The 20554-nt window shown below is 35.6% G+C and carries 22 protein-coding genes; 2 read left to right on the top strand and 20 right to left on the bottom strand.

Annotated elements, in window-relative coordinates; genetic code table 11:
* Positions 1-8: 8 nt before the first annotated feature.
* Positions 9-881, bottom strand: a complete 873-nt coding sequence (locus tag ACOXY8_RS15915) for an ABC transporter ATP-binding protein (RefSeq protein WP_458332604.1) — start codon at positions 879-881, stop codon at positions 9-11.
* A 200-nt stretch (positions 882-1081) separates the two neighbouring features.
* Here ACOXY8_RS15915 and ACOXY8_RS15920 point away from each other — a divergent pair, with 200 nt between their 5' ends.
* Complete coding sequence (locus tag ACOXY8_RS15920) at positions 1082-1876, top strand: sensor histidine kinase (protein WP_458332605.1); 795 nt, start codon at positions 1082-1084, stop codon at positions 1874-1876.
* Positions 1873-2577 carry a LytR/AlgR family response regulator transcription factor gene (locus ACOXY8_RS15925; RefSeq protein ID WP_458332606.1) on the top strand — a complete coding sequence of 235 codons (705 nt, stop codon included), beginning with the start codon at positions 1873-1875 and terminating at the stop codon, positions 2575-2577. The genes ACOXY8_RS15920 and ACOXY8_RS15925 overlap by 4 nt, the downstream gene beginning before the upstream one ends.
* Before the next feature lie 241 nt (positions 2578-2818).
* On the opposite strand, the gene ACOXY8_RS15930 is transcribed toward ACOXY8_RS15925, so the two are convergent.
* The 19 genes from ACOXY8_RS15930 to ACOXY8_RS16020 all read right to left on the bottom strand — a co-directional run bounded on the left by ACOXY8_RS15930 (position 2819) and on the right by ACOXY8_RS16020 (position 20533).
* Positions 2819-3178, bottom strand: coding sequence for a bleomycin resistance protein (locus ACOXY8_RS15930; RefSeq protein ID WP_458332607.1), 360 nt, complete (start codon positions 3176-3178; stop codon positions 2819-2821).
* 251 nt (positions 3179-3429) lie between these two features.
* Positions 3430-4581 (bottom strand): baeRF7 domain-containing protein, encoded by a 1152-nt coding sequence (locus tag ACOXY8_RS15935; RefSeq protein WP_458332608.1) that lies wholly within the window; start codon positions 4579-4581, stop codon positions 3430-3432.
* A 387-nt stretch (positions 4582-4968) separates the two neighbouring features.
* Complete coding sequence (locus ACOXY8_RS15940) at positions 4969-5583, bottom strand: HD domain-containing protein (protein ID WP_458332609.1); 615 nt, start codon at positions 5581-5583, stop codon at positions 4969-4971.
* A 270-nt stretch (positions 5584-5853) separates the two neighbouring features.
* Positions 5854-6783, bottom strand: a complete 930-nt coding sequence (locus tag ACOXY8_RS15945; protein ID WP_458332610.1) for a hypothetical protein — start codon at positions 6781-6783, stop codon at positions 5854-5856.
* 284 nt (positions 6784-7067) lie between these two features.
* Positions 7068-7562 (bottom strand): SRPBCC family protein, encoded by a 495-nt coding sequence (locus tag ACOXY8_RS15950; RefSeq protein WP_458332611.1) that lies wholly within the window; start codon positions 7560-7562, stop codon positions 7068-7070.
* 242 nt (positions 7563-7804) lie between these two features.
* On the bottom strand, positions 7805-8101 hold the full coding sequence (locus ACOXY8_RS15955) for an RNA polymerase alpha subunit C-terminal domain-containing protein (protein WP_458332612.1): 297 nt from the start codon (positions 8099-8101) through the stop codon (positions 7805-7807).
* A gap of 1 nt (position 8102) precedes the next feature.
* Complete coding sequence (locus ACOXY8_RS15960) at positions 8103-8636, bottom strand: dihydrofolate reductase family protein (protein ID WP_458332613.1); 534 nt, start codon at positions 8634-8636, stop codon at positions 8103-8105.
* A 530-nt stretch (positions 8637-9166) separates the two neighbouring features.
* Positions 9167-9763 carry a YdeI/OmpD-associated family protein gene (locus tag ACOXY8_RS15965; RefSeq protein WP_458332614.1) on the bottom strand — a complete coding sequence of 199 codons (597 nt, stop codon included), beginning with the start codon at positions 9761-9763 and terminating at the stop codon, positions 9167-9169.
* Positions 9763-10266 (bottom strand): DinB family protein, encoded by a 504-nt coding sequence (locus ACOXY8_RS15970; protein ID WP_458332615.1) that lies wholly within the window; start codon positions 10264-10266, stop codon positions 9763-9765. Before ACOXY8_RS15970 ends, ACOXY8_RS15965 begins: the two co-directional genes overlap by 1 nt.
* Positions 10267-10334: 68 nt before the next feature.
* Positions 10335-11033 carry a helix-turn-helix transcriptional regulator gene (locus ACOXY8_RS15975; protein ID WP_458332616.1) on the bottom strand — a complete coding sequence of 233 codons (699 nt, stop codon included), beginning with the start codon at positions 11031-11033 and terminating at the stop codon, positions 10335-10337.
* Between the two features lie 111 nt (positions 11034-11144).
* Positions 11145-12161 carry a hypothetical protein gene (locus ACOXY8_RS15980; RefSeq protein WP_458332617.1) on the bottom strand — a complete coding sequence of 339 codons (1017 nt, stop codon included), beginning with the start codon at positions 12159-12161 and terminating at the stop codon, positions 11145-11147.
* Between the two features lie 310 nt (positions 12162-12471).
* Positions 12472-13200, bottom strand: a complete 729-nt coding sequence (locus ACOXY8_RS15985) for a carbon-nitrogen hydrolase family protein (RefSeq protein ID WP_458332618.1) — start codon at positions 13198-13200, stop codon at positions 12472-12474.
* 8 nt (positions 13201-13208) lie between these two features.
* Positions 13209-13679 carry an OsmC family protein gene (locus ACOXY8_RS15990; protein ID WP_458332619.1) on the bottom strand — a complete coding sequence of 157 codons (471 nt, stop codon included), beginning with the start codon at positions 13677-13679 and terminating at the stop codon, positions 13209-13211.
* An 11-nt stretch (positions 13680-13690) separates the two neighbouring features.
* On the bottom strand, positions 13691-14026 hold the full coding sequence (locus ACOXY8_RS15995) for a n-acetylglutamate synthase (RefSeq protein WP_458332620.1): 336 nt from the start codon (positions 14024-14026) through the stop codon (positions 13691-13693).
* A 726-nt stretch (positions 14027-14752) separates the two neighbouring features.
* A complete protein-coding gene (locus ACOXY8_RS16000) occupies positions 14753-16177 on the bottom strand; it encodes a S41 family peptidase (RefSeq protein ID WP_458332621.1) in 1425 nt (474 codons plus the stop codon).
* 821 nt (positions 16178-16998) lie between these two features.
* Positions 16999-17808 (bottom strand): alpha/beta fold hydrolase, encoded by an 810-nt coding sequence (locus ACOXY8_RS16005; protein WP_458332622.1) that lies wholly within the window; start codon positions 17806-17808, stop codon positions 16999-17001.
* A 78-nt stretch (positions 17809-17886) separates the two neighbouring features.
* Positions 17887-18444, bottom strand: coding sequence for a TetR/AcrR family transcriptional regulator (locus ACOXY8_RS16010; protein ID WP_458332623.1), 558 nt, complete (start codon positions 18442-18444; stop codon positions 17887-17889).
* 302 nt (positions 18445-18746) lie between these two features.
* Positions 18747-19646, bottom strand: coding sequence for a TraB/GumN family protein (locus ACOXY8_RS16015; protein WP_458332624.1), 900 nt, complete (start codon positions 19644-19646; stop codon positions 18747-18749).
* Positions 19631-20533 (bottom strand): hypothetical protein, encoded by a 903-nt coding sequence (locus ACOXY8_RS16020; protein WP_458332625.1) that lies wholly within the window; start codon positions 20531-20533, stop codon positions 19631-19633. Before ACOXY8_RS16020 ends, ACOXY8_RS16015 begins: the two co-directional genes overlap by 16 nt.
* Between the last annotated feature and the right edge of the window lie 21 nt (positions 20534-20554).

Below are 20554 nucleotides of genomic sequence, written 5' to 3' on the forward strand. Positions count from 1 at the left end.
TGTTGAGATTAGGCGTTAAAAATTTGAGACATGTAGACATCTTCCAAGTTGGCCTCAATAGGTTTGAACGATTCCCCAGGATGGGTGTCACTGAGCACATGAACCAATTGCCTCCCTAAATACAAGCGGTCACTGATCACGTGATACTCCTTTTTGTAGTGTTCCAATTCGTTTTTGGGTATGGTTTTCTCATACAATCGCCCATTAAGGCTTTCTATGATTTGCAGGGGATTTCCCTGAACAACCACTTTGCCTTTGTTAATAATGGCCATCATGGTACATAATTCTTTTACATCGTCAACAATGTGCGTGGAGAGTATCACGATAGTTTGCTCTCCCACTTCACTTAACAGGTTATAAAACCGGTTCCGCTCTACTGGGTCTAAGCCTGCTGTTGGCTCATCGACAATCAATAGCTTTGGATTATTCAACAAGGCCTGAGCAATACCAAAGCGTTGCTTCATTCCTCCTGAGAACTCTCCCAATTTTTGCTTTCGAACCTCATACAGATTTACCTTATGAAGAAGTGCGTGTACAATTTCTTTACGCTCTCTTCGATTCATTATTCCTTTTAATACCGCCAAATGGTTCAATAGCATCTCAGCAGAAAGTGCCGGATATACACCAAATTGCTGTGGCAGATAACCCAATATTTTTCGCAGTTCATTCGGGTGCTCTAAAATATTGAGCCTTCCCAATTGAATACTTCCGGAGTCAGCTTCCTGTAAGGTCGCTAGTGTACGCATGAGTGTTGATTTGCCTGCTCCATTAGATCCCAGCAGTCCAAACATACCTTTGGGGATTTGTAATGAAATATTTTGAAGTGCTTTAACTCCGTTGTTATATGTTTTAGAAAGATCAGTTATGATTAGTTTGTCCATGATTAAGTAAATTTTGATCCAATACTAGGGTGGAGAAAAGAATTGAAAAAACAACTGGGACGGATGGGTATATTGTAGGTGTGGATTGCTTATGGTACAATTAAAATCAATTGATCCATATAAACTGTGCGTTCGTCACACGCACAGATACATCTGCAACAACTATTAGATGCAACTTGAATTTTGCATAGTTTTGTGAGATGACTTTATTAAAAAAACCTTTCAATAAACAACTTCTTCAAAGGCTGGTGCCTTACCTTTTTATCTTGACGACCATTGTCATTGTGGTTTTCAATGATCTATTTGGAGAGGATGAAGGGTTTGTAATTTTCAGTCTATTGTTTTTCACTTCGATGGCAGTCTGGATGATACGTTGGGTAATTATTCAGATCAAATTCATACTCCTACTCAAAAAGGAAAAAACACAAGCTGAATTAATGCATTTGAAAAGTCAGGTAAACCCACACTTTTTTTTCAATACATTGAATAACCTGTATGGATTAGTAGAGCAAGACACGGCTAAAGCACAGCAGTTAATTCTCAAATTATCCGACATGATGCGCTACAGTATCTATGAAGGACAAAATGATTGGGTAACCTTAGCTGATGAAATAACCTATCTTGAAAACTACATGGATTTACATCGAATGCGTTACCATAAGGAGATTGCCATTCGTTTTGATATAGAGGCAGAAGATCGTAGTATTAAAATCATGCCCTTACTATTTATTATTATGGTGGAAAATGCTTTTAAGCATGGAGTAGAAAAACTAAGAAAAGATGCTTTCGTTCACATTCGCTTAAGGGCCACAAAGCAGCTTGTTGATTTTGAAATTGAAAATAACTTTGATGTAGACGAGAAGAGCGATAGTGAAGGAATTGGTCTGAATAACCTTCGACAACGATTAGAATTAGTTTATTTGAACAAACATGAGCTTGAAATATCCTCCCGCCAAGCCGACATTTATAAGATTCGATTAAGGCTTCATTTATGAGTATCAAATACATGATAGTGGATGACGAATCGATTGCGCATGACATCATCAAGAAGTATTGTGCATTGTTGCCCAACATGCAACTGATGCAAGACTGCTACGATGCTATTGAAGCGATCGACTATCTCAATAACAATACCGTTGATCTGATTTTTCTTGATTTAAACATGCCTAAGCTGCACGGGTTTGAGTTTCTAAAGACACTGCCCAATCAACCGAAAGTAATTGTTACCACTGCCTACAAAGAGCATGCATTGGAAGGATATGAATTGAATATCGTGGATTACTTATTGAAGCCTTTCTCATTCGAACGCTTTTTGAAGGCCGTTAATAAGGCAAGCATAGATGCGCTCAAAGTAACATCTACTATACAAAATGAAGTGAGTGATGGAAAGCCGGAAAGAATTTTTCTACGTTCAACAAACAAATATATACAAGTGGTACTTGATGATATTTTGTTTGTAGAGGCTTCAGGTAATTATATTAAAATTGTGCTAAAAGAAGAGATCATCACCTTACGCGGAACATTATCTTCACTAACTGAACATATTCCAACAGACGGTTTGATTCAGGTACATCGATCGTTTATGGTGGCACAAAAACACATCAAACGCATAGAAGGAAACCAGATATTTCTTGATAATTACACAGTGCCTATTGGGAAATTATTTAAGGTTCAGTTGGAACGGCTTTTAAAATAAGTGCGCCTGAATTTATCACCTTTAGATGACTAAATTGTTCGGGTCTATTGCCGCCATTTGTAAGTTGTAGTTGCAGATTTTGAAGAACGTAAGTGTTTGTTAGGACATGGTGGTCATACCTACGGCAGATAAATGTGATACTTGACTGCCGACATGGCATTAGCATATCATGGGCTTATGTTTAATGTCGTCTATTCATTAGTGGCTGTCGTTGTTTTTTCTGTTTGCCAAAATATATTTTTCATTTTACGCTCTCTCCAAAAGTCAATAAGTTGTTGTCTGGGTCAAGCAAAGCAAATTCCCTTTGTCCCCAAGGTTTTGTTTCTAAGTGCCCGTTCGGGTGAATTGAAATTTTGCTGTCCAAAAATGTTTGGTGAAGTTTATCAATGTCGTTTGTCCTGATATAAACTTGTCCATAGTTTTCTTTTGGGTTAAGGTCTTTGAACTCAAAAAAATGAATTTGAATTTTGTCTTTATAAACCATTAAGTAACCATCAAAGTCAATGTCACCGAAAAGTTGAAACCCTAATTTATTCACGTAATAGTCTTTCGTTACCGCTTTGTCTCGCATGGGTAACTTAGGATTTATTTCTGTCAGCATATTTTATTGTGTTTATTTTGCAAATAAAATTTCTTGTTGATCATTGTTTGTTATCAGTATTTCATACGGTTGCAACAAGCGTAAATAAAAAACCCTTAAACTGGGGGTACTTCCAATCTCCTATCTTATTTCTCCGAGAATAGGATCGCAAATTCTAAGTTAGGTTAAAAACACTTTGCAAAAGCGCTCCAGCTGGACTCATATTAAGTCGCACCGACCACACGAATCCTTAGTTGTTAGTGACTGTCTTTTTAATATCTAAAGAGTCCGTTTATTTTTGTTGATTTCACGGGCATATGATCTTTTTCTATTAAATATACGGTTCCTCGGTTTTCTAAAACCTTTATTGCAAGAAGATTCATTAAAGAAACATTAGAGGATTTATGTACATCTTCTATTTTTACCTCCTGTGTTAATGGATTGTAAGTACCATATACATCAGCCTTGTTTTCTATAAAAAGTGTATCAATTTTTCCTTCAAAAGCGGCTATAAATAGTTCATTGATATCAGAAGATGTTTTCCCACTTCCTGCAAGAGACGAAAACTTGTCTAGTTTCGCATTCTTGGTTTTATTAAAATATGGTTCTATTAATTCCCAGGCTTCTTCATGTAATACAAAAATATCCTTATCAGTCGGATTGCCAGAAATGTGTTGAGTGAAAAGATTTTGATAAGTATTAACTTCCTGATAAATTGGGAAATAATAGTCCAAAGAACAAATTATCAATGGTGGGGTTTGGTCGTCATGTAATATTTGCATCAGCCCTTTGTCAATTGCTCTGAAATATTGCATTAATTCCTTTTTTTCCTTGGAATCATTGTCCTCATGGCCGTGAAACGAACCTGCGCTTTTGTTACCTTGTTGAGTTCTGAATTGTAAACTTTTTTCCTCATAATCGTAGCCTACAATGTCTTCTAAACGGGATGGAATTAAATCATTATCAGTAATTTCTGTTATACTATGCCTTGTTCCTTCGTATAAATTTACTCTATCCTGTTTTAAAGTGAGTAAATAAAACAACCCGTCTCCGTTGAATAAGGGTATTATTGGCTTCAAATAAAACTCATTTGATAAGTAATTAAATTCCTCAAAATGTATTGGTAAAGTGTATGTTTGGAATACATTATCTGATAAAAAAATCGCCAATCCACCTGACTGATGCCGCCAAAACTCTTTATTATTTACTAAATCGTTGATTGATTTAGTAAACGTCTCAATTTCATTGGAGCTCATGCCATTACCTTCCAATTTTGATTTAATTTCTTTAAGTTGGATTTTAAGATTTAAAGCATCTTTTCCTTTTAAAGTTTCCTCTCCAGCACTATGTGTTGGTATGAATATCGATACACAATGAGTGTTGTGTATTTGAGATAACTGAAGTAATTCTTTTTTCGTTATCATTTTTTTGTAGTTTATATTATTATTTCACCTACTTTTTTTGTCTCAAAATTTTACATTTCACCTTTACGCCTTTTAAGCTGTATTGAATTTCTTCTACCCTGATAGTTTCAGTCGCTGTTGTCACAAAACTTTCTCCGTTAGATGAAGTAAATAATCTGGGTTCTCTGCAGTTAAGACTGATCCCACAAATTTTACCTTTGCCATCTTTATCCATTTCTTCCTAGGAAAAACACCTGCTCTGATCCACCAAGCACATTTTTTAGATATCTATTCTATTTTTTCTAACGAAGTTGTTCAACTCCACAAAGTCGTTTCTAATTGTTACAGTAAAATCGCCTTCTGGGTTTCGAGATGATTTTTTACGAAATAACTTACTTAAAACCTTATTTATAAAAGATTTAGTTCATTCGTTAAATTTCTTTTTGCTTGAGTTTCAAACTTACTAAAAAAAACGTCTGTCTTAAATATTCTGTCAATTGTCAAAAAATGCTGTAATATTTTTTTGCGTCCTGCATTGTAAACGAAGTCAGGATAAATAGAAAATTCTTTTCTTAAGTTTTTGTAATACGATGAATAGGTTTCCCAATCTTGCCCCAATATTGAAAGGTCGGCATCAATAAAATAGTTTGTATCGCTGTCAATTGATTTTAGGTGTGATTTGGTCGCTAAAATTTGTTGTTTACAAAGTTCTATTTTGTCATTAGAAACAGAAATTTGTTGCAGTCGTTTTTCAGCAAGTTCAGCACTTTTTTCTTCGTTGTTCGATTTTGTAGCGTTGTAAATTATGTCGTGATAGTAAAGTGTAAACAAAATAGTGTCCCAATTTTGTATATCTCCCTTTACTTCGGTGAGTTGAGCCAGTAAATTTTCTAGGTGCTTTAAAGTATGATAAAATCTCTTTTTACCCGAATAGTTTTTCTCAATTTCAGTCCATAGTTCTTCTGCTAGACGGTCATTGTCTGTATAGTTTCTCAAAAGTCCTATGAATGTTTCTTTTAGCAAGATCGTTCTTTAAAATCCTGACTAACAAAAATATAAGCCTCTAATCTAGCTGATTTCGAGGAGCTAAGTCTTCATTTTCAGATCGAATCTATCGATTCATTTTTTATTCGCTTTACCAATCCGAGTTTTACTCATTATTTTTATTTTTCAATGGTATTTGTGATATCGCTTCCCTAAGTTCCTTTCCGATCTTGGAAGATATTTCTCTGAGAATGTATCTAAGGAGCATTTCAATTTACTCATTCCAAACATTCGCCAAACTCATTTAGCTTATTCTATTTGAAAATGTTTCATTACACGCAAAGCTCGGAGTGTATTCCATCTACTTGGCTTACCAGCTTTCTCCATGTGGAAGTGCACCTGTCCGACATGAGCAGCTGCCATATTCCATGTACCTTCCTTATTTCGTTTTGATTTCAGAATACCTATTGCAGCTTCCATTCTGTTATCCCAAGCAATCCCAGCATATTGAAAAAAGTCCATGGCTCGAAGTATATCATACCTCCATCTGCACGGATAAGTTAGCTTCAAAAAGTTCTTACTTATAATTTGACCTGTTCTGTCAGACAGGAATAACTGATGTAACAATATAAACTCTATTGCACTTTCTTTGGCCAGAAGGATTTCGTCTTCTCTATAGGTATATCCTGCTTTTTGAAATTCTGTTAAACCTTCAAGTACTGATAATGAAGTATGCAAAGAACTATGTTTAGCTCCACTTCTTGTTGTTCTGCAGTTAAATCCACCATCTGGCATAATCTGATCTAAAATACTGTCAATAATGGAATGCAATTTCTTTTCAGGCGTATGGAAATAGGAAGCATAATTTAAAAACATCCCGTTCGCACAGACATCACTACGCTGAGTTGTAGATGGCCCCAATGGAATTCCACCATCATCGGCTTTACCATTTCGCAAAACAAGCTCAATAGCTTCTTTGATAATTTTATTGTTTGAGGAGCAATTTAGATTTCGAAGATCAAGTAATGTATAAAAGGTAGAAGTCCATTTGGGTTGATAGAATCTATCGCCCCAATGGCCATCTGAATTGCGTTTTGACAGAAAGTTTAGACCCCATCCTTCCTTCGCTATTCTGTCCTGAAGTTTCTTTTTGTCAACTCCCAACAAATCACGCCAAACTTGATATTGTATGTAGACATCACCTTCTAGCAACCATTCTACAATTTGCTGCTTGTTCATTTTAATTCTGACTAATACAAATAAAATTCTCTAATTTGGATTAATGCAAATATCCCATGTTATTCTTCTGAGAAAACTACCCACCAAGAAAGCAGATTCAAATCCTAAGTTAGGTCAGGAATGCTTTACAAAAGCGCTCCCGTTGGAACCCATCACCAATGAGGATTGAAATAGTTACAAACGTTTTGCATGCAACAAACACCAATTTGCTCAACCTTGATCATATTCAGTCGTTCCGACCACACGAATCCTTCGTTGTTAGCGACTCACATTCTTTTCTCATTTTAATTATTCACCATTCCGCTAAAGTTAGTGTCTTTGTTTCTTAGGTCAAGGCCACCTTCATAAACAGATTTTAAGTTTACAAGGAAGAATGACCAACCTGAAGCGCACCCTAATCGGATTCCTTGTTTTGAAAGTTCATCTGTCGGAATATTTTTTTGTGTTAATTCTACTAACACATAATCATCTTGTACAGAGAGTTTAATATCAACTAAACATTCTCCGGCGAAAGTGAACTGAATATAATCCTTTCCATTCGCTTCAATAATTTTACCCTGCTCTGTAACATCAAACAAATACCAATTCCATTCATAGGTAAATCCCTTTTCAATGGAAGAGTCTTTACCAATTGGTTTTTTGTTAGTATCCATAAAAGTAGCCTTACTTAAAAACCATTTTTCAATTTCTGACGCACTAGTCCAAGCCTTATATATGTCAGTTAACCGTGCTTTAATCGCTATTTTTCTCGTAAATGTTGTCCAGTCAAAATTTTTCATTTTATGTGCTATTATTTTATTTACATGTTGGTACCATTCCACTTGCTTCTAGCAAACCTAAATTAAAATCTTCAATTTTGATTTATTTCTAATCTCCTATCCTATTCCTCAAAAAAAGGATTTCTGAATCCTAAAAGAGATTGGGAACACTTGGTGAAAACGCTCTAGTTTGGCCAACCTTGGACACATTCAGTCTCACTAAACGCACCAATCTTTAGTTGTTGTTCGGTCGACTTTCCTTTTCATTCCTTTTGTTTGAACGTTAAACTCTCATCCTCAAGAGCTTTTTTAAATGTAGGTAATGAAGCCTTTCCTATTCCGTGTAAATTCAAGATTTCCTTTTCAGTATAGGTCGATAATTTTTGAACGGTGTCAATTCCGTTATTAAGTAATGTATTTCTTGCAGGATTACTTAGCAAAGCTAAAAATCCCGTTACAGGTTTTTTTAATTTCTCACATGTAGGGCAAGTCGGACAATCTGTACTTTTATAGAATGTGTGTCCATGCTTACAAGTTCTTTTTGTCTTTTTTGTTGCCATACTATCTTTTTCGCTTGTAATACAATTGTGTTAAACCTGTATCAAATGACTTTGCACTCACAAACTCAAGTTGCTGTTCGGGTCTATTGTCTTTGAATAATCTTGTCCCGTTGCCAACCAAAACTGGTATAACTGAAATTATAAATTCGTCTATCAAGTCTTGCTGTAAAAGCTCATTAATAATTTCTGCTCCACCATCACAGTAAATGTCCAATCCATCTTTAGATTTAAGTTGATGAATTAATTCAGTCAAGTTTCCTGCATAAAAAGTAGTTCTGCCAATTTTTGGTCTTTCAGTTCTTGTAATTACATAAACGTCACGTTGTCCGTTGTCGTAATAAGAAGAGCCTATTTCTTTAAGCACATAATCATAGGTCTTTCTCCCAAGAATTATGGTGTCGATATTTGACGTAAATTCTGAATAACCGTAGTCTTCCCCTTCCTTTTCAACTAATTTTAGAAAACTTAGATCATCATTTGGTTTTGCAATGTATCCGTCTAAACTTGTGGCAATGAAAAGTGATAATTTTCGCATTGTTTAATTTTACTTATCTGTTTCGTGTTATCGTAACGTTTTTTTAGCTTCTGACTAACGTAAATAAAAAACCTCCAATCTGGCCAATTTCGAGATCTAAGTCTTCATTTTCAAACCGAATTTATCAATTTGTTTTTTATTTGATTGACCAATCCCAACTTTCTTTTGTGATCCAAGTTCAGATATCCTTCTGGATTGATATAAGAAAATCCTTTTACTACCGTATTCCAGATGATCCCCAATTTTGGGGCTATTGCGCTGATGGCAGATAGGCGGCCTTTTCGAAAGTTTATTCTATGAAAAAAGTCTCGCAATGTCCCTCATGCAAGAAAGGAAAATTACAGACCCTAGCTGTCTTCGATCAATGGGTATTTTTCCATTTTCTTAATGATAATAAATTATATTCACCTCATTTGCGTTTCCTTTGTCCCAAAGGAATACCATCTGGCTTAAGTCTTAGCGAAGAAATTACCAGTGGCTAAAATATAAGAGCTTTTTTAAAAATTGGCCGTGCAACAGCTTCCCTTTTGTTATATGCCTTTTTTCGGTCTGAATTGTTGGGGTTGTTGTTTTTGAGAAGCATTTTCTACTATTTCTAAAACTCGCTTTTGTCTTGTTGCTTCTGTTTTTGCAAGTGCTATCCAATGTAGTAGAATCTTTTTCTTGCTCTTGCTTAACGATGAAAAATAGTCTTTTGAGTTCTCAAACTTTTCAAATGCTTCTTCCAATTCCTGTGGAATAATTAGTTCTTCTGCTTCATCCAAAATTGTCCAAGAACCATTTTGTTTGGCAATCTCTATAACATCAAAACCTACCTGTGTCATTAATCCTTTTGCTGTTAAGGTTTCAATTTTTTGTTTGTTTATTTTACTCCAAGTGCTGTTAGGCTTTCGTTTGCAAAAATATTGTCTGTATGTATCCTTGTCTATCGTTTCTGCTTTACTATCTATCCATCCAAAACATAGTGCTTCATCAACAGCATCACTCCAATTTACCGATGGTTTGCTTGTGTGTTTCTTATAAAAAATAAGCCAAACAGCATCTTTCTGAATGTGATTTTTCTCTAACCACTTTCTCCAATGCTGTTTGGTTTTTGGGTAATATTCATCAACCTCCTTTAAGATCATTATCTATTTGACTGAATAATGCTATAAAATAAAAAGTCGGTCGATGGCATTTCTGTAAAACCCAAACTATGTCCCATTGTTACAATTTGCCCACGATGATAAGTACCGTGATTAAAAAGATGTTGAAGATATTCTGCAAGTGTAAGGTTTGCTTCAAACCAAGGTGTTTTGATATGCATCTTTTCAGAAAATTCTTCGTCTGTTAATTGCTTTACTTTCTCCGAAATTACTGCTGATCGGTTTAACAACCCATCGAATACTTCTTTGGATTGTAGGTTTTCCACACCATAACGATTTACCACATCTTCATTTTTGAATACGTTGGTGCACCACATTTCTTCAATTGCCCAAATATGATTTAGGGTTCGAAGGATACTGTTAAAGCTTGAAGGAACCTCTTTTTGTAGTTGTTCTTCTGATTGATTACTTAACCATTTTACGAAATGCTGATTAGCACTTAAATTGTACGTAGCATAACTTGAAATTAATTTTTTGATACTCATTTTATTGCTTTTAAATATTTATGATCCAAAAGTAGAATGAGCGAATGACAACGGTATGTCATGGGTATTTAATGCCCATGATATTTTTCAAAGAATTCTTGAAGTGTCATTTTATGAGGAGTGAAATTGTCTTGTTGAATTCGTAACTTTTGAATTCTGTCAAGCCTGAAATAGCGAAATTCTTTTCTTAAATGACAAAAAGCAACCAACAACCAACTTTCCGTAGTGTTTATTAAAGCAAAAGGTTCAACAGTTCTTTTACTCTCTTTGTTTTCGGCATTGATGTAATCAAATTTTACGAGATAGAAATTGGTGAGTGCATATTGCAAGGAAGATAAAATATTGCTCTTAATTTCAAATTCCTCAAGCTTTGCAAATTTTGTTCTTACTGAAAGCAAGTTAGCTTTGTCTTTCTCAGCTTGTCTTAAAACAGCTTTTATTTTATCTATGGCTTCAGCATAATCTTTTATTAGGGAACTGTCTCTATTTTTCAAAACCAATTGTTCTGCAAGTATTAAAGCATTTGCTTGATTTTCGGTAAACATTACTGGTGGAATTTTATAACCTTCCATTAAACTGTAGCCTTTGCCATCTTCTGTCAAAATGGGAACTCCTGCTTGCTCTAATGCTTTTAAATCTCTATAAATAGTTCTTGTGCTTACTCCAAATTTTTCTGCAAGTGATGTAGAGGTTATCAATCGTCTTGTTTGCAAAGTTGTTAAGATTGCTACAAGTCTGGAAAGTCTTTTTGTATTGTTGTCATTCATTCAGCAAAAGATTAGGAAGGCTTTCAAAATCGCTCCAGTTCGCTCAACCTAGGGTTCATGTTGGATCGTACAGACCACACGAATTCTTTGTTGTTGTGTGTAGGTTTTTTATCAATTTTCAATTACCCATTTTAAAGCAAAGCCATTGACTTCATCCAAATGGTCAATCCATTCATTTTTACCCGATTTATCGGTCTTAGTCTCCATAAAAAAATGGTCGTAGTTTGGAAATACTTTATAAGTTAAATTGTCTTTTCCTTTTCTCAAAAACTCGAGTTTTGCATAGTCCATATTTAAAATACTATGGCGATCCTCTCCTCCAGCAATATAAAGAATGGGAACATCAAGCTTCAGCATGTTTTCCAATGGTGAGGTTAAAGAAAAACTACTCCATTTGTAATATGTTTCTCCAAACCATTCTTTTTCTGTGGATTGAGGGTCATTGTATATTTTTTCAAATTCGATATATAGAGAATCGATGGTCGCCTGTGCTTTCTCATTTGATTTTTCACCATTTAAGGCGGAAACTCTTTCATTAAGGATAAAGTCATACAAATGATTAAGTGAGTTGCCCATCATTGAGATTACATGGGTAACGTTTTTGTTCTTTATCGCTACTGCTGGTGCCACTTGTGAACCTTCTGAATGCCCCCAAACAATGACTCTTGAGTTATCTATATTCAGCTTTTTTAATGCGTCATCGATAACCTTGTCAGCGGCATTTGCTCGCCAATCTAGACTATACTTCTCTTGATATCCTTCCTTCATTGGATATTGCTTTCTTCCTGATGGTGCTATTTCGATACTGTCAACAAGAGGTGTATTCGGTTTGCTAATAAGAACAATATGATAATCATTACTCATTGAGTCAACATTCAAAGTGATGCTACTAGAATATCTCCCATTTGGGCTTAGATAATACAAAGGGAAGTTCGTAGAGCCCTGTAGATAGACAATTAAAGGCTTAAGGGCATTAATTTTATTCTTGTAAACGTGGTACTTAATTTCGCCAAGACTACCGTCATAGATGCTTTCAGTTTTCCATTTTTCAGTAATTTTCTCGTGTTGCCCATAAGCTGTGTTAGAAAGGGCTAAGACTAGAATAAGAAAATATAAGGTTCTATTCATAAATATTAATTTTGTTCAAGCTTACATTCGGGTTCGGCGGAGATGCCTATTTTCACCTCAAATGTTAATGCGGAAAACCAATGTTTGATTAGCCTCAAATGTGTCTGCGGAGCACTGAACCGCCCCTTTTGCTAAACCTGTATTAGTGATTGTTTTTTTATTTTCAATAGTCAATTACTTGTTTTAAATGATGCTCTAAATGGTCAATAAAGTTTCACCAACTCTAATTTGTTTTTCTAATTTTCTGTCGGAATTGGCTTGATGTGCAACGCAAGTTCTATCATCTATATTTAGTTTGTATGTGCTTGATTTATATTTTTCTCTCCATTACTTCTTCCGTTTCAGTATCAAAAAATAAAATTCCTTCTGTTCTGTCGTCAAGCTGCCCAACTAACTTTCCGTTTTTTGTCCAAACAGAACTTTTACCAACACTTAAAAAGTTATCGCAAAAACCTACACAGTTAGACATTAATACAGGCATTGCGTATTGCTTTGCTACTCTCGGATAATGATCATAAGCTTTTTCAACGCCATTTGCAGATTTTGCTACGCTTGCTAAATAAATATCAGCACCAAGTTTAAAAGCGTTTTCAGAATGGGTTGGTTGTAAACTTTCGTAACAAATTGCTGGTGCGATATTCCTATCTTCCGTTTTGATTATTACTTGTTCAACACCATTCTCAAAATATGGAAATTCGTCTGAATGCAGTTGCTGTTTTGAATATGTTTGTCTTGGTTTGTTTGGTTCAAAAATTATCATACTAATTCGGATTTGCGATTCAGTTGCAGTCGGCAATCCAAGCCCGATAATAATATTGTTTTTGTCACTTGTCTCTTGAAAGATATCTAAACGATTATCATTTTCATTTGTCGCCAATCTTTTTGCAAATTCTGGCTCGTAACCTGTAAGTGAAAGTTCAGGAAAAAAAATTGCTTCTGCATTTAATGTTAAAGCAAGCTCTATAAATCTTTTGTGTGCTTCAATATTGGCTGAAACATTTCCTTTAATTGGTTCTGTCTGTGCTACGCAAATTTTCATTTAATTATTTATCCTACTTTGCAGATTGGATTACACTTCACTTCAAAATTTACTGAGTTGGCTATAAAACAAATTTCGTGAGCCTTGTGATGTAGCTCGATGGCTTTTTCTGCCATAGTTTCATCGGCAACATAAAAAATTGGATTCAAAGTTACTTCTTTAAAACTTCCACCTCCACTTGCCTTTTCAATCATAATTCCTGTGGCATTGTCGGTGTATGCCGTAATTACAATTCCTTCCATTGCACAAACATACAAGTAGGAAAGCATATGGCAGGAGGAAATGGCTGTAACCAATAAATCTTCCGGATTTAATTTTGATTTGTCTCCAACAGCGGGGTTATCCGTTGTGAGGAATAATTCAGGTTTTCCTTGAATGGTAACTGTATGGCTACGGTCATAAGTTCGCACATTTTTAGTTCCGTCACCTTTATTACCCGTCCATTCTGCAGTTAGTTTGTAGTTGTGTTCATGTGCCATTATATTTTAATTTATTGTTCTTCAATTATTGATGTTCCTTTTGATTTATCTCCCGAAGTCCATTCCCAATTTTCGTGAAGACGAATTTTTCCATTTTCAAGAATTTCTGGTTTTGAAAAGCAAATTCCTGTCATCAATTCGTCTTTTTCATTTACTTGGTGATAACGCATTTCTATATTCCCTGCATTGTCAACCAAACCAATTAAATGCCCATATTTAATTTTCCCGCCTGAATATTCTGAAGTAAGGATATTTCCAACTTGCTTGTAATAAAAAAGTGTTTCGTTTGAAGTTTCTCCGTTTTCAGTGGTGCTAATCGGTCTGAATTTTTTGTCGTTATAGTTCATTGTGTCGATTTTTTAAAATTCTGACTATCGTAAATAAGATCCTCAAATCTGGCCAATTTCGAGGGCTAAGTCTTCATTTTCAGATCGAATTTATCGATTCGTTTTTTATTCGCTTTACCAATCCGAGCTTTACTCATTATTTTTATTTTGCATTGGTATTCGTGATATTATAAGCTTCCCTAAATTCTTTTCATATCTAGGAAAAGATATCCTTCTGGGTTGATATATGGAATTCCTTCCTCATGTAAATTCTAAATGGGAACTACCTGCTCCTATCCTATTCGTCTATAAAAAGTAACCACAAAGAAAAAGAATTACCAACCATAAGTTAGATTAGGAAGGCTCTACAAAAGTGCTCCAGCAGTTAGCAAAATCTCGAAAAGTCTATTGTAACCAACCCGCTTGTTTAGCGTAATCGCTTTTGAGCATGGAAACCCATTAATAATACGTCTATTTATACCCATAAGAAGATCCATTTATTACGCAATGCAGGTTCAATAAGGAGCCTTTGTTAGCCTTTTATCTTAGAAAAATACGGAAGGCATTGGTGTAAAGAGCAGCGCTCCTATGCTTTACGAACCACCGTAGCTGTTCTGCCGACAAGGCAGGTCGAGCTCCCTATGTACTGTGATGTGAGAGACCCGACCTGAGCCAAATGAAGTTTCAATTCAAGACAGGATTAAGCATTGTTTTTATGCACTATTGGCAACTCACTTATTCAATTTCTCATTTTTTATCGATTAAATGCGACATATGTTCAATTGCGTATTTTAAGACATCAACTTCTTCATCGACATAAACATCTGGTGCCATACCATAAGGGTCTATGGGGTTTTCAGCGACATCCCTTGCCCGTACAGAGGAGGGATAATAAAGGTCAAAACAGTCTATACTTCTAGTTAGCACATTAAACCCATCGATTATTCCGGCCGTGTTTTGCCCATAGAGAATTACCTTTTCGCTTTGCCTTGTCCTATAGACAAAAGTTTCTCCCGAGCTAATGGTTTTTTCATTTATTAGAACAGCTACTTTTTGATGGGGAGCAAAAAGTGTATCTGGTATTGAAGTACTGGCATATTCATCTCCACTTGGCCAGAATAATGTCCCTGTTAAAGAGGAGAGGTAATCATATTCTGCTTTGCTCTCTTCATCCAGTTCTTCAGGCTTTCTGCCATCCAGAAAAATATCAATATTGCCTTTGGAGAGCCAGAGGCCGTAATTAGGTGTTTGGATAGGGCCAGACAATATATAAGGAAAAAGAGGCTTATAAACGGCATCGTTACCTCCGTTGTTATCCCGTATATCAACGATGAAAAAATCTGCATTAACCAATTCTTGATGATGTGCTTTAATAAGGCTGTCTACAAAAGCGGGCTCTTTTTCATAGAAATTAGGGAAACGAATGTAGGGAATTTTTCCATCGATCATTCGTATATGGAAATCGCTGTAGAGATCCGTTTCCTCCGTTTTTGCTGTCATATTAGGATTTGACGGCCATATCTTAACCCAACTATTATAATCAACAAATTCTAGATTTTCAGGGTTTTTAAGTTTGCCTTCCAGTTTCCTCCCGCTATTGTCGTCCGTATAATAAACTACCTCATAATCATTACCATAAATCTGACTAAGCTCAAACTTTACATCCCCCACCTTCCAAACATTATTCTTACTGCTCAATACGACACCAATGAATTCATTTTCAGGAGCATCTTTTTTAGGCATAATACCCACTTCGTAAGCACCATATTTCCATATGCCTAAAAGATCATTTTCCTTAATGCTGTTTATTTCTTTGAGGAAGGCATCCTTATCAATCTCGAAGCTGTCACGGGTTTCTTTAAGTCCCTTGGTGCCTGTGAATCTTATATAAGTATGGCCATCCCTGAAGAACTGGAGCCATTGTTCAAGTACTGGAAGGCACTCTTCTATTACTGAAACATTACCGGCTTTTTTCCTAAAAATTTCTTTATTAGCAGAATAAAGTTCCCTATTAGCCTCGGTAACCTTAATATTAAATAAAGCATAATCATTTTCATAAACCTGAACTACCTCATCAAATGCTTCCGCACAAGTACAATCTTGAGCTTGCCCGGATAAGATGCTTAATAGTAAGAAAGAGAGTGCTAGTAACGGCTTTGAAATTGTTTTCATTGAAAGATTCTATATAGTTGAATTTTAATTTTTTACTTCTCCTTTTTTAAATAAAATTAAAAGTACCTTAGCTTGTTGCCAACGTATTTATACACGATACCGTTTAGCTTTCAATCCAGAGGTATACACGAAACAATTTCGTCTATTTCCCATTTTCCAGAACGTGTACAGTTAATTTTTTTCATTGATTGCTTATAAACATAAGCTATTCAAACTAGATATCCAATCTGTCCAAAGAACCTTTAATTTGATCAAAATCCTTGGTGATCGCAGGTTTATACATCGAATGCCTTCAATTATAATCTTAGATATGGAGTAGAATTATTCAAGAACAGGGAAAGAGTACAAACCCTAGGATAGATTAGGAAAGTCTTACAAAAAGCTCCAGTAAGGGAAGCTTGATTTAACCACTGACACGTCCCACTTGGGAGGTGCAGTTATGCTCCATTTTTCTTCTCGTTGTCAGTCTATTATCTTCCATCCTTCATCTTTTTTGGGTGGTCTAATATTCTTAATCATTTACTCAATAATTTCTGTCTGTTTAAAACGAAGGCTTTGAATATATTGTCAAGAGCAAGTTTAAAGTCTTGGCGTAAATTAATTATCGCAATGAAAGCATCCCAATCAGGATTGCGCCCGTGCTATGACTCAACAATTCTAAAATCGGCCTTGCATAGAGCTCAACTAATTTATAGAAGGCTCTGAATACTCTAAAATGATTACGTTGAAACTGAAGCTTGCAGAAAACACATGCCGCCCTATGTTTCCATACCAGTTGTAGTGGACTGTTTTTACTATTAGGTGAATTGAGGTAGTTAGATTTAATTCAAAAATTCTGAGATTATCTTGGCAATTTGCTCGGGTTTCTCCTCAGGAAGAAAGTGGCCTGCTCCCGCTATTTCCATCATTTTATAATCAGAAAAATTATGAGACAGAAAATTATCTAGGATTTCAAAATTGGCTGTTGATGCAATTCCTATGGTTGAATTCTCAATTTTTGAATAAGTCTTCTGATCTGAAATATCATGACCAAAAGCCTGATACCAAGCATTTGATGCCTTTATATTTTCTTGGTTATTGTAGTGTTGAACATACACGGAGCGGTCAAAATCACTGATTGCTTCTTTATTAACAAGTAGGTTATCCAAAAGATGATCAAACAATAATCCAAAACGTCCTTCCAGAAGTTGGGCGGGCAGGTCTCTTACCTGATTAAAAGCTACCCACCAGGGATATACTGGACTGCCAACGGGGAGCATAGGAAGCCGGTACATATTTTCATCGGGCGGGGGAGTATCCAAAAGGATTAGTTTGTTGATGCTTTCCGGATAATTGGCCGCAAAAGCATAAGCTACATTGGCTCCAATATCATGTCCGGCTATATGTATCCTGTCGTATCCTAATGCTGTTACCAATTCTTTGATATCACTGGCCATATTCTTTTTGGAATACCCTTCTACTGGCTTATCACTATCTCCCATCCCGCGTAGGTCAACCACTATGACGGTATACTTTTCAACCAGAGCCGGCATGATATGGTGGAAAGACCACCAAGTCTGAGGCCAGCCGGGCAACAACACTAATGGCTCTCCGCTTCCTCCCATAACATAGTGAAGATTTATGTCATTCACTTGTTAAATATGACTGGAGAACTCCGGCATTTTTTTGATGAGACTTTCTGTTGCGTATTGATTCATATTGATTTAAGTTTATTCTTTTAATCCGATGGCTCCTTTAAAGGAAATCCAGGCAAACTTTTTACTATCATTTCTGGCGACATCCCCGGCAGCAACGGCCTCAATGGAAGTTTCAATGATGGCTCCGAACAAATTGAAAAGCCAGGGGATCGTCAACTCATGGTTAATACGGTTCTCCTCTTGAAGTTCCTTCATGATTTTTAACCATTTCGCTTTAACATTATCGGATTCAAATTCCTTTTTGCTATCTAAATCTGAAAAGTTGCTGCGCTTATAGATTTTTTTGATGAAAGCGTAATTAGCTCCTTGCTCAATGGCTGCAAAAAGCATATTTCTCACTTTTGTTATTGGGTCATTATCACTTTCGTAGGCCTCAATCATAGCCTTGTTACAACTGTTAAGCATCTCGTTTTTGCAAGATTCTAGTAAGTCCTGACGGTTTTCAAAATACCGATGCAACGTTCTACGAGAAACACCAGCTTCCTCAGCAACTTTCTCTAGAGTATCGGATTCGTTGTTCAAAAAGCACGTTACCGCAGCAGCTATAATTTTGGCTTTTGTATTTGACATGTCGCAAATATATGTAATTTGTCACAAAAATGTGACATTAAATAAATATAAATTCACCCTGATTACTAGATTGGTGTAGTATTAAGAATAGTATTGAAGTAATGGGCAAGTCAAAGTTGCTTGAAGGACTTTTCAGATCCGCTTGTTATTCTTTTTTATTGCCCGCCAATGGTCATGTCTATGCGTAGTACGGGATTTTAATGCACTTTACTGTCTGTTTACCGACAAGTTTATTTAATGTAATTACTTTCATATCAGCACTTTCACCCGCATTACGTATAGCCAGTGTTCGCGTTAGGTTTTTATTTTACTTCAATTGATGTAATTGTATAGCCAAGTTCCGTTATTCGATTAATCAAACCGCATTCGTACATTAAATGACTTAATCCCACCGCAATAAAGCAGTTCTTTTCTTCAATTAGATCGCTAATTTTTTTAATCCACTTCTCGTTTCTATCCGTCAAAATAAGTGCATTTCTGCAAGGTACATTCATTTGATAATCCATATCCATTTGTGAATACCAGTTCGTTTCTTCACAGTCATTTGCATTTTCGGTTCTTAATTTTTCAATGATGTTAGAAAGTCTCCTTTTATGGGTTTTTCTTGGCATTCCCGCTACGTCTTTGTTGATTAAATTTATTTGTTCTCCTGTCGTTTCAAGTCCGTAAAGTTCTATGTTTTGCTCAACCGCTTTTGAGGCTATGTAATCATCTAAAGAAAGAGAAGTGTCATTTGCATTTTTGTTTAAACAGACTTGCTGTTTGAAATATCTATTAAGAAAAACATACAGCTCAGTAGGTGTCATTTTATTATAATCAGTTGGGCTGGTGGAAAAAAGGTTTTTGATGTATGACAATTCTTCCTTGTTTAAATACTTCTTCCATTGTGTAATTTCGGTTCTACGGTTGATAATATCCTCTGCCATTTCTCCAGGAATATTTAGGTTTTCTTTTATCAACAATTCACTAGATGCAAGGGCTTGATTAGCTGTCATTAATGAATCAAAAAATACTTTTCCGAAGGCGTGATGGGTTCCAAATAAGTATGAAACGTGATTGTTATTGGAAGAAGTTACCTTAAATAATACCGTATTGACTGTGTCAGAATAAATTTTGCTTTTTGCTTGAGCTACCCCAAATTGCAACAGTAGTACCAAAACAAAAGCCACAGAATAAATGCGTCTTTTTATTGTGCGTTCCATATTACGCTCTGTTTGTTTTGTTCGTTCAGTAGAATTAGGTTGGGTTTAGGGGTGCTTCCGTCAAAAATCAATTGCGATGAAAACAATAGTTTTTCTTTGATCCAAAATGCCACCCAATGAGGTGTATAAGGTTCGCTTTGTTGAAGAATAATTTTACGTTTTCCACTGGCATTAATTAAATCAAAAGACCTTCTGCCCCAATAAGAAAGAAGTAATTCTCCATTAGAATAATCTGCGTCAAACACCTGATTTCGGTTCATTGGTGCATTCTCCACCTTTTGGTCAATTAGGTCATTCCATTGTTTAAGGATGTTTCCATTTTGTTGTACCAAATAGCAATTGTTATCTCCCAACAGAAGAATTTGGTTTCGCTCAACTGCTCGAATTCTATTTATGGGCTGGTCAAATTCGAAATACCTTGCGGGCTGTTCTCCTTTTTTTAAGCTATATATTTCAGGATATTTTCCAAAGACCATTTGAATGTCAGAAAGCATAAAAAATCCACCCTCTCCAATTCTATAATCATCTTTGAACCAATCCCAAATGACCTTTGGTTGCGAGCCAATTGTTGATTTTAAAACCCTGATATGAAATTCATTGGATGCTTGCAAGAACCTTCTTTCGATCATGTAGATTTCATTTTGCTTACTATAAAGCATAAAGTCGCTTGCTGCATGCTCAGATTGTATGAATACTTTGGGTGGGGAACCTTTTTCCCAAATCATAATACAGGCATAATGGTTTGGGTCATTTATTGGGTTTATATAAGTCCATAACACATTCTCACCAATGGTGATCATATTTCCTGTTGGGTGTGCAAATGCAAAAGATGTAAGGAAAAGCAGTAATGTGCCTAATATTGTGGTTTTGATAGTCAATTGTTTCATTTTTTTCAAATTAACGCCAAC

Origin of the sequence: Peijinzhouia sedimentorum (genome assembly GCF_049340005.1) — a bacterium.
GTDB lineage: Bacteria > Bacteroidota > Bacteroidia > Cytophagales > Cyclobacteriaceae > CAXBDP01.

Coding starts and splice junctions, on each gene's coding strand:
- ACOXY8_RS16020 (WP_458332625.1), bottom strand. CDS start 20,533: ATGAAACAATTGACTATCAAAACCACAATATTAGGCACATTACTGCTT.
- ACOXY8_RS15955 (WP_458332612.1), bottom strand. CDS start 8,101: ATGGCAACAAAAAAGACAAAAAGAACTTGTAAGCATGGACACACATTC.
- ACOXY8_RS15985 (WP_458332618.1), bottom strand. CDS start 13,200: ATGAAAATTTGCGTAGCACAGACAGAACCAATTAAAGGAAATGTTTCA.
- ACOXY8_RS15990 (WP_458332619.1), bottom strand. CDS start 13,679: ATGGCACATGAACACAACTACAAACTAACTGCAGAATGGACGGGTAAT.
- ACOXY8_RS15915 (WP_458332604.1), bottom strand. CDS start 881: ATGGACAAACTAATCATAACTGATCTTTCTAAAACATATAACAACGGA.
- ACOXY8_RS15945 (WP_458332610.1), bottom strand. CDS start 6,783: ATGAACAAGCAGCAAATTGTAGAATGGTTGCTAGAAGGTGATGTCTAC.
- ACOXY8_RS15965 (WP_458332614.1), bottom strand. CDS start 9,763: ATGATCTTAAAGGAGGTTGATGAATATTACCCAAAAACCAAACAGCAT.
- ACOXY8_RS15930 (WP_458332607.1), bottom strand. CDS start 3,178: ATGCTGACAGAAATAAATCCTAAGTTACCCATGCGAGACAAAGCGGTA.
- ACOXY8_RS16010 (WP_458332623.1), bottom strand. CDS start 18,444: ATGTCAAATACAAAAGCCAAAATTATAGCTGCTGCGGTAACGTGCTTT.
- ACOXY8_RS15995 (WP_458332620.1), bottom strand. CDS start 14,026: ATGAACTATAACGACAAAAAATTCAGACCGATTAGCACCACTGAAAAC.
- ACOXY8_RS15975 (WP_458332616.1), bottom strand. CDS start 11,033: ATGAATGACAACAATACAAAAAGACTTTCCAGACTTGTAGCAATCTTA.
- ACOXY8_RS15970 (WP_458332615.1), bottom strand. CDS start 10,266: ATGAGTATCAAAAAATTAATTTCAAGTTATGCTACGTACAATTTAAGT.
- ACOXY8_RS15935 (WP_458332608.1), bottom strand. CDS start 4,581: ATGATAACGAAAAAAGAATTACTTCAGTTATCTCAAATACACAACACT.
- ACOXY8_RS16015 (WP_458332624.1), bottom strand. CDS start 19,646: ATGGAACGCACAATAAAAAGACGCATTTATTCTGTGGCTTTTGTTTTG.
- ACOXY8_RS15920 (WP_458332605.1), top strand. CDS start 1,082: ATGACTTTATTAAAAAAACCTTTCAATAAACAACTTCTTCAAAGGCTG.
- ACOXY8_RS15950 (WP_458332611.1), bottom strand. CDS start 7,562: ATGAAAAATTTTGACTGGACAACATTTACGAGAAAAATAGCGATTAAA.
- ACOXY8_RS15960 (WP_458332613.1), bottom strand. CDS start 8,636: ATGCGAAAATTATCACTTTTCATTGCCACAAGTTTAGACGGATACATT.
- ACOXY8_RS16000 (WP_458332621.1), bottom strand. CDS start 16,177: ATGAAAACAATTTCAAAGCCGTTACTAGCACTCTCTTTCTTACTATTA.
- ACOXY8_RS15980 (WP_458332617.1), bottom strand. CDS start 12,161: ATGAATAGAACCTTATATTTTCTTATTCTAGTCTTAGCCCTTTCTAAC.
- ACOXY8_RS15925 (WP_458332606.1), top strand. CDS start 1,873: ATGAGTATCAAATACATGATAGTGGATGACGAATCGATTGCGCATGAC.